Genomic DNA, 17,959 nt, shown 5'->3' with positions numbered 1-17,959 from the left:
TCAGCATAAAAGCATCGCCGGCCGCGGACAACGAAGCGATTGCAATATCGATATCGCGCGGCGCGCGATGCGCAATGCGCTTGCACGCGGCGACGCGAACGTGCCGCCCATGAAAAAACGGCGCGCCGCCTGCGTGGCGGAGCGCCGTTCCATTGTTTCAAGCCGCTCGAAGCGGCAGCCGGGTTGCCCCGTCGATCACGGCTCGTGACGCAGATACCCTTCCTTGCTCGGATCGCGCATCCGCCACGACACGATCAGCGACACCGCACACAGCGCCGTCACGTACCAGTAGAAGGTTTCCTCGCTGCCGACCGACTTGAACCACAGCGCGACGTATTCGGCCGAGCCGCCGAAGAGCGCGTTCGCGACCGCATACGACAGGCCGACGCCCATCGCGCGCACTTCGGGCGGGAACATCTCGGCCTTGATGAGGCCGCTGATCGACGTGTAGAAGCTGACGATCGCCAGCGCGATCGTGATCAGCACGAACGCGGCCGTCGGGCTCGTCACGGTCTTCAGCGCATGCATCAGCGGCACCGTGCCGATCACCGCGAACGTGCCGAACAGGATCATCGACGTGCGGCGGCCGATCTTGTCGGACAGCGCACCGAACACCGGCTGTATCAGCATGTACACGAGCAGCGCGACGGTCATCACGTTGCTGGCCGTCTTCGCATGCATGCCGGCCGTGTTCACCAGGTACTTCTGCATGTACGTCGTGAACGTGTAGAAGATCAGCGAGCCGCCGGCCGTGAAGCCGACCACCGTGAAGAATGCGCCCTTGTGCTGCCACACGCCGCGGATCGTGCCCGCGTCCTTCTTGTCGCGCGATGCGCTCGTCGACGTCTCGTCGAGCGATTTGCGCAGGTACAGCGAGATCAGCGCGGCCGCCGCACCGCAGACGAACGGAATGCGCCAGCCCCACGCCTTCAGTTCGTCATTCGACAGCGTCTGCTGCAGGATCACGAGCACCAGCAGCGCGCACAGCTGGCCGCCGATCAGCGTCACGTACTGGAACGACGCGAAGAAGCCGCGCCGCCCCTTCAGCGCGACCTCGCTCATGTAGGTCGCGCTCGTGCCGTATTCGCCGCCCACCGACAGCCCCTGGAACAAACGCGCGACCAGCAGCAGCGCCGGCGCGAGCGCACCGATCTGCGCATAGGTCGGCAGGACCGCGATCACGAGCGAGCCGCCGCACATCATCAGCACCGAGATCATCATCGCCGCGCGGCGGCCGTGACGGTCGGCGATGCGGCCGAACAGCCAGCCGCCGATCGGACGCATCAGGAAGCCGGCCGCGAACACGCCGGCCGTGTTCAGCAGCTGCGTCGTCGAGTTGCCGCTCGGGAAGAACGCCGGCGCGAAGTACAGCGCGCAGAACGAGTAGATGTAGAAGTCGAACCACTCGACGAGGTTGCCCGATGAGGCGCCGACGATGGCGAACACGCGCCGCCGGGTGTCATGCGCGGACAGCGCAGCTTGGTCGGTCTGGACGTCCATGGGTTGGTCTGTTCCTTTTAGTGCTTTCTAGGCGAGACGACCAGGGGCCGCCGCGTGCGGTCGACGTGGCACCGGTTCCGGTGCCACGGCGCTACGGGATTTTAGCGAAATGTAAAGTAACAGGCTTTCCGGGTTCGTCCGGATGTAGAAAAATTTTCTCGTTCGACCCGTTCGTCATATGAAAACGCCAGCCGTCAGGCTGGCGTCCGATGCAAGCTCTTTGGGGGCGAGCGATTCAGATACGCACCTCGGGCGGCACGTAGCGGCACTCGTAGCGCTTGCGCACGGTCCCGGCCTCGTCGACGCTTTCCAGGAACACGTCGAACTGCCAGAGTCGCGCCATGTGCTTGAGCACTTCTTCGCTGTCGTTCGACAGATGGCGGTTGTCGGTCATGAAGTGGCGCAGCGTGAGGCTACGGTCGCCGCGCGTGTTCACGGCCCAGACCTGGATGTTCGGCTCACGATGATGGATGTCGTACTGCCGCGACAGCGCCTGGCGCACGTATTGATAACCGGCCTCGTCGTGGATCGCCGACACCTCGAGCGAATCGCGCATGTCGTCGTCGAGCACCGAGAACAGCCGCATCTCGCGGATCAGGTTCGGCGACAGGTACTGCGCGATGAAGCTCTCGTCCTTGAAGTTGCGCATCGCGTAGTGCATCGCCGGCAGCCACGGAGTGCCCGCGATCTCCGGAAACCACTTGTAGTCCTCTTCCGTCGGCGCTTCGCAGATCCGCCGGATGTCGCTCATCATCGAGAAGCCGAGCGCATACGGGTTGATCCCGTTGTAGTACGGCTTCGTGACGGGCGGCTGATAGACCACGTTGCTGTGCGAATGCAGGAACTCCATCATGAAGCCGTCTTCCAGCTTGCCCTGGTTGTACAGCGTGTTCAGCAGCGTGTAGTGCCAGAACGTCGCCCAACCTTCATTCATCACCTGCGTCTGCCGCTGCGGATAGAAATACTGGCCGATCTTGCGCACGATGCGGATCACTTCCCGCTCCCACGGCTCGAGCAGCGGCGCGTTCTTCTCCGCGAAATACAGCAGGTTCTCCTGCGGCTCCGGCGGATAGCGTTCCTCCTGCTCTTCCATCTGCTCGGGCTTCTTGCCCGGCAGCGTGCGCCACAGCTCGTTGACCTGCGACTGCAGATACGCCTCGCGCTCGCGCCGCAGCGCGGCCTCCTTCGACAGCGACGGTTTCTGCGGCCGCTTGTAGCGGTCGACGCCGTAGTTCATCAGCGCATGGCACGAATCGAGCAGTTCCTCGACGCGATCGAGACCGTAGCGCTCCTCGCATTCGGCGACGTAGTTCTTCGCGTACACGAGATAGTCGATGATCGCGTGCGCGTCGGTCCACAGCCGGAACAGGTAGTTGCCCTTGAAGAAGGAGTTGTGCCCGTATGCCGCGTGCGCGATGACGAGCGCCTGCATCGTCATCGTGTTCTCTTCCATCAGATACGCGATGCACGGGTTCGAGTTGATGACGATTTCGTACGCGAGGCCCATCTGGCCGCGGCGATAGCTCTTTTCGGTCGCGAGGAAGTGCTTGCCGAACGACCAGTGGCGATAGTTGACCGGCATCCCGACCGACGCGTACGCGTCCATCATCTGCTCGGCGCTGATCAGTTCGAGCTGGATCGGATAGATATCGAGCTCGTATTGCTCGGCGACCTGCGAGATGTGCGTGTCGTATTCCTCGAGCAGTTCGAACGTCCAGTCGGACGGGCACGGCAGCGGCTTGCGTTCGGCAACGTTCATACGCGCTTCCTTCTGCCCGGAGCCGGGCAAGTCGGCGGCCGGCGGCGCCGGTTCGACCCGGCCGCTTTGCTGCGATGCGGCAGGACCGGCCGTGGCGTCGCCGGAAGGGCGCGGCGCATAGCCGCGCGACTCGTTGTGCAGATGGCGGGTCGTCATGACATTTCCACCTGCTTTTCGAACAATTCGCGAAACACCGGGTAAATGTCGGCAGCCGATTCGGCTTTCTTCATCGCGAGGTGCGGTTGCGACAGCGCCAGCTGCGCGTACTCCAGCCACAGGTTCTGCTCTTCCGGGGCAACCTGGATATACGCGAAATAGCGCGTCTTCGTGAGGATATCCTCTTCCAGGATTTTGCGACACTTCGGCGAATCGTCGGTCCAGTTGTCGCCGTCGGACGCCTGCGCGCCGTAGATGTTCCACTCGCTCGGCGAGTAGCGCTCGTTCATCACCTTGCGCATCAGTTCGAGCGCGCTCGACACGACGGTGCCGCCGCTTTCGGTCGAATGGAAGAAGGTATCTTCGTCCACCTCCTCGGCGCGCGTGTGGTGACGGATGAACACGACCTCGATGCGCTCGTAGTTGCGCTTCAGGAACAGGTACAACAGGATGAAGAAGCGCTTCGCGAGATCCTTGCGTTGCTCGTCCATCGAACCCGACACGTCCATCAGGCAGAACATCACGGCCTGGCTCGACGGCTGCGGCTGCTTCACGCGATTGATGTAGCGCAGATCGAACGGATCGATGAACGGGATGCGCCAGATGCGCCCCTTCAGGTGATGGATCTCGGCCTCGAGCGTCGCGATGTCCGCGCGACGGTCTTCGGGGTCGAGCTTCATCACCTCGAGCTGGGCTTCGAGCTCGCGCAACTCGTTGACGAGCGGCGAGCCGAGCGCGATGCGCCGGCCGAGCGCGCTTCTCAGCGAGCGCACGACGTCGATGTTGTTCGGCGTGCCTTCCGCCGACCAGCCCGCGCGCACGTTCTTCCAGCTCGGCACCGTCAGCAGGTGCGTCTTCACGAGACGCGGCAGTTCGAGATCGTCGAAGAAGTACTGCATGAATTCGTCGCGCGACAGCTCGAACACGAAGTCGTCCTGCCCTTCGCCCTCGTTGCTCGCCTGACTGCCGCCGCCGCCCGAGCCGCCCTGCGGACGCGGAATCTTGTCGCCGCGGACGTAGTCCTCGTTGCCCGGGTGCACGTATTCACGACGCCCGCCCGGCGCGTGCCGGAAATTCGGCTCCGCGATGTCCTTGCGCGGGATCGTGATGCTTTGCGTGCTCTGGATATCCTTGATGCTACGGTCGCGCACCGCGTCGGAGACGGCACGACGAATGTAGTTCTTGACGCGACGCAGAAAGCGTTCGCGGTTGGCGATGCTCTTGTTCTTGCCGGCCAGCCTGCGGTCGATGATTTGATGAAGCACTCCCGGTCTCCCGCTCGAAAGTCGATATGCCGGGACGCTCGCCGCACATGCCGTCTGCCGTCATGCGGGCGGCGTCTCTGAGGGCGCCCGTGCGGACGAACCGCACGGGCGCGGTACCGCGCGCGTCATGACGACTTGCGCACGCGCAGGTACCAGTCGCAAAGCAGCCTCACCTGCTTCGGCGTATAGCCCTTCGCGACCATCCGGTTCACAAAGTCTTCATGCTTGCGTTGCTCCTCTGCCGAGCCCTTCGCGTTGAACGAAATGACCGGCAACAGTTCCTCGGTATTCGAGAACATCTTCTTCTCGATCACGACGCGCAACTTCTCGTAGCTCGTCCACACGGGGTTCTTCCCGGCGTTCGCCGCCCGCGCGCGCAGCACGAAGTTCACGATCTCGTTGCGGTAATCCTTCGGATTGCTGATCCCGGCCGGCTTCTCGATCTTCTCCAGTTCCGCGTTCAGCGCGGCGCGGTCGAAGCTCTCGCCCGTGTCGTGATCGCGGAATTCCTGATCCTGGATCCAGAAGTCGGCATAGGTGACGTAGCGATCGAAGATGTTCTGCCCGTACTCCGAATACGATTCGAGGTAGGCCGTCTGGATCTCCTTGCCGATGAAGTCCGCGTAGCGCGACGCGAGCACGTCCTTCACGAAGGACAGGTACTTCTGCTCGGTTTCCGGCGGGAACTGCTCGCGTTCGATCTGCTGTTCGAGCACGTACATCAGGTGCACGGGGTTCGCCGCGACCTCGCTCGAATCGAAGTTGAACACGCGCGACAGGATCTTGAACGCGAAGCGTGTCGACACGCCCGTCATCCCTTCGTCCACACCCGCGTAGTCGCGATACTCCTGGTACGACTTCGCCTTCGGATCGGTGTCCTTCAGGTTTTCGCCGTCATAGACCTGCATCTTCGAGAACAGGCTTGAGTTCTCCGGCTCGTGCAGGCGCGACAGCACCGAGAACTGCGACATCATCTTCAGCGTGCCCGGCGCGCACACGGCTTCGGCCAGCGACGAATTGCGGATCAGCTTCTCGTAGATCTTCGTCTCTTCCGACACACGCAGGCAGTACGGCACCTTCACGACGAAGATCCGGTCGAGCAGTGCCTCGTTGTTGCGGTTGTTGCGGAACGCCTTCCACTCCGACTCGTTCGAGTGCGCGAGGATCACCCCGTCGAACGGAATCGCGCCGAATCCTTCGGTGCCCTTGAAGTTGCCTTCCTGCGTCGCGGTGAGCAACGGGTGCAGCACCTTGATCGGCGCCTTGAACATTTCGACGAATTCGAGCAGCCCCTGGTTCGCGAGGCACAGGCCGCCCGAATAGCTGTACGCATCGGCATCGTCCTGCGCGTACTGCTCGAGCTTGCGGATGTCGACCTTGCCGACGAGTGACGAAATATCCTGGTTGTTCTCGTCGCCCGGCTCCGTCTTCGCGATGCCGACCTGACGCAGGATCGACGGGTAACGGCGCACGACGCGGAACTGGCGGATGTCGCCGTTGTATTCGTGCAGGCGCTTGACGGCCCACGGACTCAGGATGCTCTTCAGGTAGCGGCGAGGAATGCCGTATTGCTCCTCGAGGATCGGGCCGTCTTCGTCGTAGTCGAACAGCCCGAGCGGCGATTCGTTGACGGGCGAACCCTTCAGCGCATAGAACGGCACGCGCTCCATCAGTTGCTTCAGACGCTCGGCGATCGACGACTTGCCGCCGCCCACCGGGCCAAGCAGGTAGAGAATCTGCTTCTTCTCTTCGAGCCCTTGCGCAGCGTGGCGGAAATACGCGACCACCTGCTCGATCACTTCCTCCATTCCGTAGAACTCACGGAATGCGGGATAGACCTTGATCACCTTGTTCGCGAAGATCCGCGACAGGCGCGGTTCGTTGCGGGTGTCGACTTGTTCGGGTTCCCCGATTGCAGCCAGCATGCGTTCGCCTGCCGTGGCATACGCTGACGGATCGTTCTTGCAGAGCGCGAGGTACTCCTCCAGCGAGAGCTCTTCCTCTCGCGTTTTTTCGAAGCGGTTCGCGAAGCTGCTGTAAATATCCATGCTACCTCCCTCGCCTGAGTCTGAAGACGTGCTTGCCTTCGTATGACTGCGCAGAAGCAAGCGCGTTCGAATTCATCCTAAACCCTTTCTTATTTTTTTTCACGAACTCTTCGTATGAAGTGCGTCATTCTCAGCAACACCGCTTGGACAACGCATTTTGACGCTTTACAATTGATCTCCCGTGCCGCAGAAACTGCATCCGTGGCGTCTCGTCCAGCATCGGAACGTCTCACGCGTTGGCCCCCTCCGTCGTCGTTGCGTCCTTCACTCCCCCTCCATCACTAGACGTTCGAGCGCACGTTTACGACGACATGCGGCGAGCACCGTTACAAATTTTTTTCGCATCGTCCGGAGATACCCGTAGCGCCGATGCGCGCATGCGACACGCGACGTTGTGCGAACGTTCATATGCGCTGTCACATTCGATCGGTGGCCGAAACGACGACGCCCGCAGTAGCGGGCGTCGTGTGCTGCCAAATAGGGAAAGATGCTCGGGATAGAGGCGCGGCGCGCCGCGAATCAGAACGTTTCCCAGTCGTCGCCGCCGGCAGTCGCGGCGGCCGGTGCGGACGCCACGGACGCGCCCGCCGGCTTGCGTACCGGCGCCGCACGCTTGGGCGCTGCGTCGCGATCGTCGCGCGCCGCAGCCGGTGCGGGCGAGCTCACCGGCACGGCAGCCGGCGCGGGCACCGCGCGCGGCGCCTGACGTGCGGCGGGAGCAGCTGCCGGCTGCGCCGCATCGTCGTCGATCCGGAAGACCGCCGCCGTGTCGCGCAGGCGCGCGGCCTGTTCGTCGAGCGACTGCGCGGCGGCCGCCGCTTCCTCGACGAGCGCGGCGTTCTGCTGCGTGACTTCATCCATCTGCGCGACCGCGCGCGCGACTTGGTCGATGCCGCCGCTCTGCTCCTCCGATGCAGCCGCGATTTCGCCCATGATGTCCGTCACGCGCTGCACGGCCGCGATCACGTCGCTCATCGTGCGACCGGCCTCGTCGACCAGCGTCGAGCCCGTGCGGATGCGGTCCACCGACGCGTCGATCAGCGCCTTGATCTCCTTGGCCGCGCTCGACGAGCGCTGCGCGAGGCTGCGCACCTCGCCCGCGACGACCGCGAAGCCGCGCCCTTCCTCGCCGGCACGCGCGGCTTCGACGGCCGCGTTCAGCGCCAGGATGTTGGTCTGGAACGCGATTCCCTCGATGATCGCGATGATGTCCGCGATCTTCGCGGAGCTGTCGTTGATCTCGCCCATCGTGCCGACCACCTGGCCGACCACCGTATTGCCCTTGTTTGCAATCTCCGACGCGTTCGCGGCCAGCGAGCTTGCCTGCCGCGCATTGTCCGCGTTCTGTTTCACCGTGCCGGTCAGCTGCTCCATGCTCGACGCGGTTTCCTGCAGCGCCGACGCCTGTTCTTCCGTGCGCGAGGACAGGTCGATGTTGCCGGCGGCGATCTGCCGCGCCGCGGTCGCGATCGACTCGCTGCCGCCACGCACCGTGCGCACCGTATCGACGAAGCCGCGCTGCATCCGCGCGAGGCCGTCGAGCAGCTGGCCCATTTCGTCGCGCCGATGCACGACGATCGAGCGGCGCAGGTCACCCGCGGCCATCGCGTCGAAATGCGCGAGCGCGTCGGCGAGCGGACGGCCGATCGCGCGGCTGAGCGTCAGCCACGACAGCGCCGCGGCGATCAGGCCGGCCACCAGCACGACGATCGACAGCACGCGCAGCGTGTCGTAGACCGATTCCGCGCGGTCGAAGTCCGCCTGCGCAGCGCTGAACTGGAAATTGCGCAGCGCTTCGCCCGAGATCGAAAGCTCGTTGTACAGCATCTGGAGCTGCTTGGCGCCCTCGCCGATCCGGTCGTGGTCGCCCGTCACAACCGTGCTTCCGAACGCGTCGCAGCTGCGCTGCAACGCCTGTCGCTTCGCGGCGACATCCTGTGCAAGGCGGTCCTCCTCCGGGCCGCGCGGCAGCGCGAGGTACTTCTGCCACCACGCGTCGGACTGCGCGCGCATCGCGCGGCTGCGCTCCACCGCGGCAGCGGAGTCGGGCGAGCCGGCCAGCAGCGCGGCGCGATCGAGCGCCAGGCGCTCGCGCGCCGCGTACATTTCCGCCACGGCCACGTTGACCGCGCTCGGCATCTGGTTCGTGAAGATTTCGCGTGTCGCGTCGTTCGAGCGCGTCATCCCGTACACGCCCAGCACCCCGATCAACCCCAGCAGCACCGCGAGAAACGCCATCGTCAGACCGATGCGCGCACGTATCGTCAGGTTTCCGATCACCATCATTCTTCCTGTGTTGCGTCGTCATGAACGGGCCGGGCCCGTTTTTCGAAACAGTGTTTCGCCCCGATGCATTTACGACCGTTCGCCGCACAACTTGATGGTATTGACGTCAATTTTCTCCGCAATTGATCTGTTTATTGCATTCTGCTGAATAATGGGGTGCGAAACACGCCGGCCGGTGCCGGGAGAGGACAGAGCGAATGTCGGGTGCGGGCCGATGAGGAAGCGATAGCCAGACAGCCGGCCGCCTGCTGTCGCAGGCGCCGGCCACGGTGCGCGCCGCGGCCTATCCGGCCAGTTCGGCGAGGGTGGGAATCGACGGCTGCGCGCCCGCGCGCGTGACCGACAGCGCCGCCGCGCGTTGCGCAAAGCGGATCGCGGTGTCGACGTCGTCGCCCGCGGCGAGCCGCGCGGCGAAACCGCCGATGAAGGTATCGCCGGCCGCGGTCGTGTCGAGCGCCTGCACGACCGGCGCCGGATAGTGGCGCGCCGCGCCGTCGGCCAGTAGCGCGAGCACGCCGCGTGCGCCGAGCGTGATCAGCACGTTGCGCGCGCCGGCCGCCTGCAGCATCCGCGCCGCGGCTTCGGCGTCGGCCGGGTCGCGCACCGGCAGCCCGGTGAGCGCTGCCGCCTCCACTTCGTTCGGAATCAGGTAATCGACCAGCGGCAGCCAGCCGTCCGGCAGCGGCGCGACCGCCGGCGCCGGATTGAGCACCACCGTGCGGCCGAGCCGCCGTCCGGCCGACAGCGCCGCGAACACGGCGTCCGGCGGCGTCTCGAGCTGGCAGATCAGCACGTCGGTCGCGGCCAGCGCGGCCTCGTGCCGGGCCACCGTCTCGGGCGTGACTTCGCCGTTGCCGCCCGCGACGATCACGATCGTGTTCTGGCTCGCGTCGTCGACGACGATCAGCGCGACACCGGTCGATGCCGCCGCGCTCGTCGCGAGCCGCGCGCAATCGATGCCTTCGGCCTCGAGGCCGGCCCGGAGCGCCGCGCCGTGCGCGTCCGCGCCGACGCAGCCGATCATCGTGACCTGCGCGCCGAGCCGCGCGGCCGCGACGGCCTGGTTGCCGCCCTTGCCGCCCGCCGCCTGCGCATACGCATGGCCGGCGAGCGTTTCGCCCGGCAGCGGCAGCCGCGGCGCCCGCACGACGAGATCCATGTTGAGGCTGCCGACCACCGTCACGCGGCCGGCGCCCGTCGTGCGCGCCGTCATGCGCGAGCGCCGGGCGCGGCCGGCTCGCGGTAGATCGCCGTCGATTCGCGCAGCACGAGGCGCGGCGATACGACGCGGCGGCGGCTCGGCGCAGCGGTCGAGCCGCCGCCGATCCGCTCGATCAGCGTCTGCGCGGCCATTTCGCCGAGCGCGCGCACCGACTGGCCGACCGTCGACAGCGCCGGGTACGTGTAGCGGGAGAATTCGATGTCGTCGAAACCGATGATCGAGCAGTCGTCCGGCACGCGCAATCCGCGCTCGGCCGCGGCGCGCAGCGCACCGACGCCCATCAGGTCGTTGCCCGCGAAAATCGCGCTCGGATGCACCGACTCGAACAGCCGCGACGCCGCGTGATAGCCGCCGAGGCACGAAAAATCGCTTTCCGCGATCGCGCCCGGCACGATGTCGATCCCGCGCTCGGCCATCGCGCGGATGAAGCCGTGCACGCGCATCGCGCTGACGGCCGTGTCGGTCGGCCCGGTGATGCAGCCGATCTTCGCGTGCCCGAGTTCGAGCAGGTGGCGCGTCGCCAGATACGCGCCGCGCTCGTGATCGATCTGCACGAGGTCGGCCGCGAGCCCCTCGATATTGCGGTCGACGACGACGAGCGGCGCATGCGCGTGCGCGAGCGTCTGCGCGAGCACGGCGTCCTCGCCGGCCGATGCGACGATCAGCCCGTCGATGCGCTTTTCCTGCAGCACGCGCAAGTAGTTGCGCTGCTTTACGGGATCGTCGTCCGAGTTGCAGAAGAACACGCAATAGCCGTTGGCCGCGCACTGATCCTCGATGCCGCGCGCGAGCTCCGCGAAGTACGGATTCGTACTGTTCGGCACGACGAGTCCGATGGTCGCCGTCGAACGCGCCTTGAGCGAGCGCGCCACGGCCGACGGCACGTAATTCAGCTCACGGATCGCGCCCTCGACCTTCGCACGCACGTCCGCGGACACCGGCCGCGAATTGTTCACCACGTGCGAGACGGTCGTAAACGACACGCCCGCCATGGCCGCCACATCCTTGATCGTCGCCATTTCCCGTTTCTCTCTGGTCTGCTTTCTGTGTAGTTCTTACCGGGCGCGCGCGCGCCGGCTGCGATACGTATCGAGCACGACCGCCACCACGATCACCGCCCCGGTGATGATCCGTTTGGTCGGCTCGTTCGCGCCGATCTGCGCCAGGCCCGCGGCCAGCACGGAGATGATCAACACGCCGAAGAACGTGCTGATCACCGAGCCGCGCCCGCCCATCAGGCTCGTGCCGCCGATTACGACGGCCGCGATCACCTGCAGTTCGAGGCCCGCGCCCGCGTTCGGATCGGCGGCCTCGAGCCGCGAGATCTGGAACAGCGACGCGAGCCCCGCGAGCGCGCCCATCAATGCGAATACGAGGATTTTATACGGCCGCGGGTTAACCCCGGCGAGCCGCACGGCCTCCTCGTTCGTACCGATCCCGACGAGATAGCGCCCGAACACGGTACGCGTGAGCACGAACTGTGCCGCGATCATCACCGCGACCGCGATCAGGAACGCCGGCGAAATGCCCAGCGCGATCGGGTTCGACAGGAAATCGAACGCGTCGCCGATGTAGGCAGTGCGCGAATTCGTCAGTTGGTAGGCGACGCCGCGCGCGGCCTCGAGCACGCCAAGCGACACGATGAACGACGGAATCCGCCAGCCGACCGTGATCGCGCCGGTCAGCGAGCCGGTCGCGGTCGCGACCGCGATCCCGATCAGCGCGGCCGGCAGCGGCCCCCACTGCCATTTCAGCGCGGCCACGCTGACCATCGACGCGGCCAGCGCGAGCACCGAGCCGACCGACAGGTCGATGCCGGCGATGATCAGCACGAAGGTCATCCCGACCGACATCACGACGAGATCGGGGATCTGGTTCGCGATCGTACTGAACGTATCGTAGGTCAGGAAATGCGAGCTCAGCGCGGAAAACAGCGCGATCATCGCGGCGAGCGCACCGGCGAGCCCGAGATAGTTCGACAGGCCGAGCCGCGTGCCGGACAGCGTGCGCGCGCGGCGCCCCGTCACGTCCTGCTGCGCGCCTGCGTCGCTCGGGGATACGGGATGCTGGGTCATTGCTGTCGTCCTGTGGTCGAAGTGCCGGAAGCCGCGCGCGGCGCCGCTTGCGCATCCGGGTGGCGCGTGCCTTCCGGCAGCGCGTCGCGGCCGAAGCCGGCGAACGCCGCGGCCAGCAGCGCATCCTGGGTCCAGTTGCCGCGTTCGAATACGGCGGTCATGCGGCCGGCCGACATCACGCCGATCCGGTCGCAGATCAGCATCAGCTCGCGCAGGTCGCTCGAGACGACCACCAGCGCGCGGCCGTCGCGCGCAAGCGCGCCCATCAGCGTGTAGATCTCGAATTTGGCGCCGACGTCGATTCCGCGGGTCGGCTCGTCGAACAGCAGCACGCCCATGTCGCGCGCGAGCCAGCGGCCGATCACGACCTTCTGCTGGTTGCCGCCCGACAATTCGCCGACCGGCTGTGCTGCGCCGTGCGTGCGGATCCGCAACGCGTCGATCTGCTGCTCGGCGAGCGCCGTTTCGCGCGCCGTATCGACGATGCCGCCGCGCGCGAGCTGCTCGAGCTGGCCGAGCGACACGTTCGACGTGACCGACTGCGACAGCAGCAGCCCTTCGCCCTTGCGGTCCTCGGTGATCAGCGCGATGCCGTGCCGCACCGCGTCGACGGGCGAAGCGATGCGCGCCGGCTTCAGCGGATCGCCGACTGAGATCATCCCGGCGTCCGGCGTATCCGCGCCGTAGATCAGCCGCAGCAATTCGGTGCGCCCCGCACCGATCAGCCCCGAGATGCCGAAGATTTCGCCCGAGCGCACTTCGAGCGACACGTCCTGCACGGCCGTGCCGCGCGTCATGCCCGACACGGCGAGTCGCGGCGCGCCGATCCGGCGCGGGCCCAGATCGATGTGCTCGCCGATCTCGCGCCCGACCATCAGCGTGACGAGCCCGTCGGACGTCGTCGCGGCCATGTCGCCGACGTGCACGAGCCGGCCGTCGCGCAGCACCGCGACGCGCTCGGCGACGCGCGCGAGCTCGTCGAGCCGGTGCGAGATGTAGACGATCGCCACGCCGTGCGCCTTCAACCGGTCGATCTGCTCAAACAGCAGCTCGACCTCGCGCGCGGTCAGCATCGCGGTCGGTTCATCCAGGATCAGCACGCGGCAGTCGCCGATCAGATTGCGCGCGATCTCGACCATCTGCTGGTGGCCGATGCCGAGCGCTCCGACCGGCGTGTCGGGGTCGATCGCGTCGAGCCCGACACGCGCCATCGCCGCCTGCGCGTCGTCATGCAGCCGCGCGCGGTCGATGATGCCGAAGCGTCGCGGCAGACGGTTCAGAAACAGGTTTTCGGCGACCGTCAGCGTCGTCAGCAGGTTCAGCTCCTGCATCACCATGCGCACGCCGAGCGCTTCGGCCTGCGTGCGGCTCGCCGGCGCATAGGCCTGGCCGCCGAGCTGCATCGTGCCGGTCGTCGGGTCGACGAGCCCGCCGATGATCTTCGACAGCGTGCTCTTTCCTGCGCCGTTCTCGCCCGTCAGCGCGAGCGCCTCGCCCGGCGCGAGCGTCAGCGTGACGTCGGCGAGCACCGGTTCGGCGTAGGTCTTGCCCACGCCGGAGACGGACAGCACGGGAACGGCTGAACGGGAGGGTTGGAAGGTCGGTTCCATCGCGATCCTGATTGCGGCCGCGCGCACGCGACGCGCGGGTATGACGCTCACAAGTGCATGTGCATGCAGTGGCCGTGATCGCGCTCACTCCGTATAACGGCCGCCAGCCCGGATTCTTGAGCGTGGCGGCCGCGTCGGGGCGGCGTTACTTCGTCACGAGATCCACCGGCGTCTCGACCACACCGGTCATGTCGGCCTGCTTGCGATGCTCGGCAATCGCCTTGAGCGCCGTGTCGATGCCGAACACGGCCTGCTTCGCCGCGTACTGGTCGGCGGTCGCGAGCACGCGGCCGTCCTTCAGCATCGGCTTGATCGCGTTGATGTTGTCGTAGCCGACCACGAACACCTTGCCCTGCTTGCCCGCGGCCCGCACCGCCGACACCGCGCCGATCGCCATGTTGTCGTTGCCGCACAGCAGCGCCCGCAGGTTCGGGTATTCGTTGAGCATCGCGGACGCGACCGCATTGCCCTTGTCGATCTCCCATTCGCCCGACTGCACCGACACGACCTTCATCCCGCCCGCCTTCATCGCATCCTGGAAGCCGGCCGTGCGCTGCTGCGCGTTGGTCGTCGTCGACACGCCTTCGAGGATGCCGACCTGGTCACCCGCCTTCAGCCGCTTCGCGAGGTAGTCGCCGATCTTGCGCGCGCCCTTGCGGTTGTCGGGGCCGACGAACGGCACGTTCAGGTTCTTCGACTTCAGCACGTCGGGATCGAGCCGGTTGTCGATGTTCACGACGATGATGCCCGCGTCGACCGCCTTCTTCACGACCGGCACGAGCGCCTTCGAATCAGCCGGCGCGAGTACGATCGCATCGACCTTCGATACGATCATCTGCTCGACGATGCGGATCTGGTTCGCGGTATCGGTCTCGTCCTTGATGCCGTTCGTGATCAGGTCGAACTGGCCGGCGTTGTGCTTCTGGTATTCCTTCGCGCCGGTTTCCATCGTCAGGAAGAACTCGTTGGCGAGCGACTTCATCACGAGCGCGACCTTCGGCTTGGCCCCCGCTTGCGCGTGGACGGCCGGTGCGGCGGCGACCGCGACGGCGGCAAGCGCGGCGGTCAGGAAACGACGGCGAAAGAGGACATTCATACACATCTCCTGGCGACTGGCCCGTGGGGCCGGATTGTTGTCTGGTTGTTGTTTTAATGCGAGCAAACGTTTGCGCCCAATTACCCGTGCACTGGCCATCGATGCTGCTTGTCGGTACCAAGGAATGGAAGCAGGCAGACGGCCGACTGCCTGGCGCGCGCTGTCGTCGACACGCCACCGCCGGCGGGAAGCCGGCGGAGTGAAAGCTATGCTGTACCGTTTCGGTTCGACGCGCAACCCGTCTGATCAATATTTAAGGGTTTATTCGGAGCACGCTGCGACGCTTGCAGATTGCGGCGCGTTACATCGCATTCGACGGTGGCGCTTCGTTGCGATCGTGGACGAAAAAGAGAAACCGTTTTCGGGTTCAATGATCCGCCTTCGTCGGATCCGGCTTGTGCGTCGGCTTTGGTTTGCGTTTTCCACGTGTGCGCTGTTCGGGTTTCATTCGGCGCGACGCGATGGCGATGCGATGGCGATGCGATGGCGATGCGATGGCGATGCGATGGCGGTGCGATGGCGGTGCGCTCGCCGCAGCAGGCTCGAGTCGGCTGCGGCAATGGCCGCGCAGCGCGCTGCCGACGCGGGTTGTCGATCCGCGTTCCGGCGCATTAAATCGTATCTTTGTGAAAATGCGCGTCGCTCGAGAAGGTCGACGCGAAGCATTCGAAGGTGCCGTCTTGTTGTTCTGTTTGATCGGCACATACGTGACGGTGGCCGCGCGCGGCAACGCGGATTGTCAGCGACGACGTCGATCGACGGTTCGACGCGTCGTCACGCCATGACATGACGACGCGAAACCGCCGTCATGTCAGCCATCGCGCAGCCCGTCCGGCGGGCGCTCGCCGCGCCCCCCGGGACACCGCCCCGCCGTCAGACCGTTTCGCGCAGCTGCGCGGCGATTTCCGCTTCGTTCAACTGCGGCGCGAACATCTCGATCAGCCGGTACGCATACGCGCGCAGGAACGCGCCCTTGCGGAGCCCGACGCGCGTCGTGCTCGCCTCGAACAGGTGCTGCGTGTCGAGCGCGACGAGGCCCGTGTCGCGCTGCGGATCGAAGGCCATCGCCGCGACGACGCCAATCCCCATCCCGAGCTCGACGTAGGTCTTGATCACGTCCGCGTCGATCGCGGTCAGCACGACGTCGGGCACCGCGCCGGCCTGCGTGAACGCCTGGTCGATGTGCGAGCGGCCCGTGAAGTCCTGGTCATACGTGATGATGGGATACTCGGCGATTTCGTCGAGCGTCAGGTTCTCGCGGCCGACGAGCGGATGCCCCTTCGGCACGACGACCGTGTGGTGCCACGAATAGCACGGGAACGTCACGATGTCCGGATAGCGGTCGAGCGCCTCGGTCGAGATGCCGAGATCGGCTTCGCCGTTCAGGATCATCTGCGCGATCTGCTGCGGGCTGCCCTGGCGTAGCGCGAGATGCACCTTCGGGAACACGTCGGTGAACTGCCGGATCACCTTCGGCAGTGCGTAGCGCGCCTGCGTGTGCGTGGTCGCGACGACGAGGTGGCCGCTGTCCTGGTCGGCGAACTGGCGCGCGACGCGGCGCAGGTTCTCGGCGTCGAGCAGCATCCGCTCGATCAGCTGGTGCACGGCCTTGCCGGGCTCCGTGAGCCCCGTGAGCCGCTTGCCGCGCCGGATGAAGATGTCGACGCCCAGTTCGTCCTCGAGATCCTTGATCTGCTTCGACACGCCCGACTGCGACGTGTACAACACGTTCGCGACTTCCGTCAGGTTCATGTTCTGCCGCACGGCTTCGCGCACGAAACGCAATTGCTGAAAATTCATGGGTATGCCTCTTAGGCTGTCGTTGTTCGAATGTCGCTCCGGAGCGGTATCCGCCCTCTTCTCTTTACCGCGTTCGGCGTCAGTGTGCGGGAAATACCCGGACCGCGCGCGGCACGGCCGTCGCGCCGTCGCCGACCTGCAGCGCAAGCGCACGCCACGCGTCGCGATCGAGTTCCGCTTCGAGTGCGCCGCCCGTGCGCGCCTCGAGTTCGACCCGCACCGAGCCGCCGAGCGGGATCACGCGGCGCACGTCCACCGCGATGCCGTCGCGATGACCGTCGCCGGCCGGCCACAGCTGCAGGTCGTGCGGCCGCACATACGCGTTCGCGGGGCCCGCGAAATCGGCATCGACCGCGATCGGCGCCGCCGCGCCCTCGGCGACGAAGCCACGGCCGGCGACCGTGCCCGGCAGGCGGTTCGCCGCGCCGAGAAATTCGTAGACGAACGCGCTTTGCGGATGATCGTAGACGTCCTGCGGGCTGCCGACCTGCTCCACGTGCCCGCGGTTCAGCACGACAATCCGGTCGGCCACTTCCAGCGCCTCTTCCTGGTCGTGCGTGACGAAGATCGTCGAGATGTGCAGGTCGTCGTGCAGGCGTCGCAGCCAGCTACGCAGTTCCTTGCGCACCTTTGCGTCGAGCGCGCCGAACGGCTCGTCGAGCAGCAGCACCTTCGGCTCGACCGCGAGCGCGCGGGCGAGCGCGATCCGCTGGCGCTGGCCGCCCGACAGCTCGGACGGATAGCGCTGCGCGAGCCAGTCGAGCTGCACGAGCTTCAGCAGCTCGTGCACCTTGTCGCGGATCACGGCTTCCGACGGCCGCTCGCGGCGCGGCTTCACGCGCAGCCCGAACGCGACGTTCTCGAACACGGTCATGTGGCGAAACAGCGCGTAATGCTGGAACACGAAGCCGACCTGGCGATCGCGCGCGCCGACCGACGCGACGTCGAGCCCCTGCAGCACGACCTGGCCGGCGTCCGCGTGCTCGAGGCCCGCGATCACGCGCAGCAGCGTGGTCTTGCCGCAGCCGGACGGCCCGAGCAGCGCGACGAGCTCGCCCGCGGGGAAGTCGAGCGACACGTTGTCGAGGGCGGTGAAATCGCCGAAGCGCTTCTGAAGGTGACGGACGGTGATACCCATTCTG

The 17,959-nt window shown here is 66.0% G+C and carries 12 protein-coding genes; all 12 read right to left on the bottom strand.

Going from position 1 to position 17,959, the window contains the following annotated elements; all coding sequences use genetic code 11:
• Positions 1-195: 195 nt before the first annotated feature.
• Entirely contained in the window at positions 196-1,500 is a 1,305-nt protein-coding gene (locus ACP26O_RS08110; protein WP_175665157.1) for an MFS family transporter, read from the bottom strand.
• A 235-nt stretch (positions 1,501-1,735) separates the two neighbouring features.
• Positions 1,736-3,415 (bottom strand): SpoVR family protein, encoded by a 1,680-nt coding sequence (locus ACP26O_RS08105; RefSeq protein ID WP_006759305.1) that lies wholly within the window; start codon positions 3,413-3,415, stop codon positions 1,736-1,738.
• Complete coding sequence (locus ACP26O_RS08100) at positions 3,412-4,680, bottom strand: YeaH/YhbH family protein (RefSeq protein WP_011656801.1); 1,269 nt, start codon at positions 4,678-4,680, stop codon at positions 3,412-3,414. Before ACP26O_RS08100 ends, ACP26O_RS08105 begins: the two co-directional genes overlap by 4 nt.
• A gap of 125 nt (positions 4,681-4,805) precedes the next feature.
• A complete protein-coding gene (locus tag ACP26O_RS08095) occupies positions 4,806-6,728 on the bottom strand; it encodes a PrkA family serine protein kinase (protein WP_006754311.1) in 1,923 nt (640 codons plus the stop codon).
• Between the two features lie 519 nt (positions 6,729-7,247).
• On the bottom strand, positions 7,248-9,011 hold the full coding sequence (locus tag ACP26O_RS08090; protein ID WP_175665156.1) for a methyl-accepting chemotaxis protein: 1,764 nt from the start codon (positions 9,009-9,011) through the stop codon (positions 7,248-7,250).
• Between the two features lie 286 nt (positions 9,012-9,297).
• The gene (rbsK, locus tag ACP26O_RS08085) at positions 9,298-10,227 is read right to left on the bottom strand and encodes a ribokinase (RefSeq protein ID WP_175665155.1); all 930 of its coding nucleotides are present in this window, start codon (positions 10,225-10,227) and stop codon (positions 9,298-9,300) included.
• Entirely contained in the window at positions 10,224-11,255 is a 1,032-nt protein-coding gene (locus ACP26O_RS08080) for a LacI family DNA-binding transcriptional regulator (protein WP_006759468.1), read from the bottom strand. The genes rbsK and ACP26O_RS08080 overlap by 4 nt, the downstream gene beginning before the upstream one ends.
• Before the next feature lie 36 nt (positions 11,256-11,291).
• The gene (locus ACP26O_RS08075) at positions 11,292-12,311 is read right to left on the bottom strand and encodes an ABC transporter permease (RefSeq protein ID WP_175665154.1); all 1,020 of its coding nucleotides are present in this window, start codon (positions 12,309-12,311) and stop codon (positions 11,292-11,294) included.
• Positions 12,308-13,921, bottom strand: coding sequence for a sugar ABC transporter ATP-binding protein (locus ACP26O_RS08070; protein WP_175665153.1), 1,614 nt, complete (start codon positions 13,919-13,921; stop codon positions 12,308-12,310). The genes ACP26O_RS08075 and ACP26O_RS08070 overlap by 4 nt, the downstream gene beginning before the upstream one ends.
• Positions 13,922-14,066: 145 nt before the next feature.
• Positions 14,067-15,017, bottom strand: a complete 951-nt coding sequence (locus ACP26O_RS08065) for a sugar ABC transporter substrate-binding protein (protein ID WP_011656795.1) — start codon at positions 15,015-15,017, stop codon at positions 14,067-14,069.
• 873 nt (positions 15,018-15,890) lie between these two features.
• Positions 15,891-16,817 carry a CysB family HTH-type transcriptional regulator gene (locus ACP26O_RS08060; protein WP_006755334.1) on the bottom strand — a complete coding sequence of 309 codons (927 nt, stop codon included), beginning with the start codon at positions 16,815-16,817 and terminating at the stop codon, positions 15,891-15,893.
• A 79-nt stretch (positions 16,818-16,896) separates the two neighbouring features.
• Entirely contained in the window at positions 16,897-17,955 is a 1,059-nt protein-coding gene (locus tag ACP26O_RS08055; protein ID WP_011656793.1) for a sulfate/molybdate ABC transporter ATP-binding protein, read from the bottom strand.
• Between the last annotated feature and the right edge of the window lie 4 nt (positions 17,956-17,959).

The organism is Burkholderia sp. R-40 (genome assembly GCF_049942845.1).
GTDB lineage: Bacteria > Pseudomonadota > Gammaproteobacteria > Burkholderiales > Burkholderiaceae > Burkholderia > Burkholderia ambifaria.
This window is presented reverse-complemented; position numbering and strand designations above follow the sequence as displayed.

Coding starts and splice junctions, on each gene's coding strand:
- ACP26O_RS08110 (WP_175665157.1), bottom strand. CDS start 1,500: ATGGACGTCCAGACCGACCAAGCTGCGCTGTCCGCGCATGACACCCGG.
- ACP26O_RS08105 (WP_006759305.1), bottom strand. CDS start 3,415: ATGACGACCCGCCATCTGCACAACGAGTCGCGCGGCTATGCGCCGCGC.
- ACP26O_RS08095 (WP_006754311.1), bottom strand. CDS start 6,728: ATGGATATTTACAGCAGCTTCGCGAACCGCTTCGAAAAAACGCGAGAG.
- ACP26O_RS08090 (WP_175665156.1), bottom strand. CDS start 9,011: ATGGTGATCGGAAACCTGACGATACGTGCGCGCATCGGTCTGACGATG.
- rbsK (WP_175665155.1), bottom strand. CDS start 10,227: ATGACGGCGCGCACGACGGGCGCCGGCCGCGTGACGGTGGTCGGCAGC.
- ACP26O_RS08080 (WP_006759468.1), bottom strand. CDS start 11,255: ATGGCGACGATCAAGGATGTGGCGGCCATGGCGGGCGTGTCGTTTACG.
- ACP26O_RS08075 (WP_175665154.1), bottom strand. CDS start 12,311: ATGACCCAGCATCCCGTATCCCCGAGCGACGCAGGCGCGCAGCAGGAC.
- ACP26O_RS08070 (WP_175665153.1), bottom strand. CDS start 13,921: ATGGAACCGACCTTCCAACCCTCCCGTTCAGCCGTTCCCGTGCTGTCC.
- ACP26O_RS08065 (WP_011656795.1), bottom strand. CDS start 15,017: ATGAATGTCCTCTTTCGCCGTCGTTTCCTGACCGCCGCGCTTGCCGCC.
- ACP26O_RS08060 (WP_006755334.1), bottom strand. CDS start 16,817: ATGAATTTTCAGCAATTGCGTTTCGTGCGCGAAGCCGTGCGGCAGAAC.
- ACP26O_RS08055 (WP_011656793.1), bottom strand. CDS start 17,955: ATGGGTATCACCGTCCGTCACCTTCAGAAGCGCTTCGGCGATTTCACC.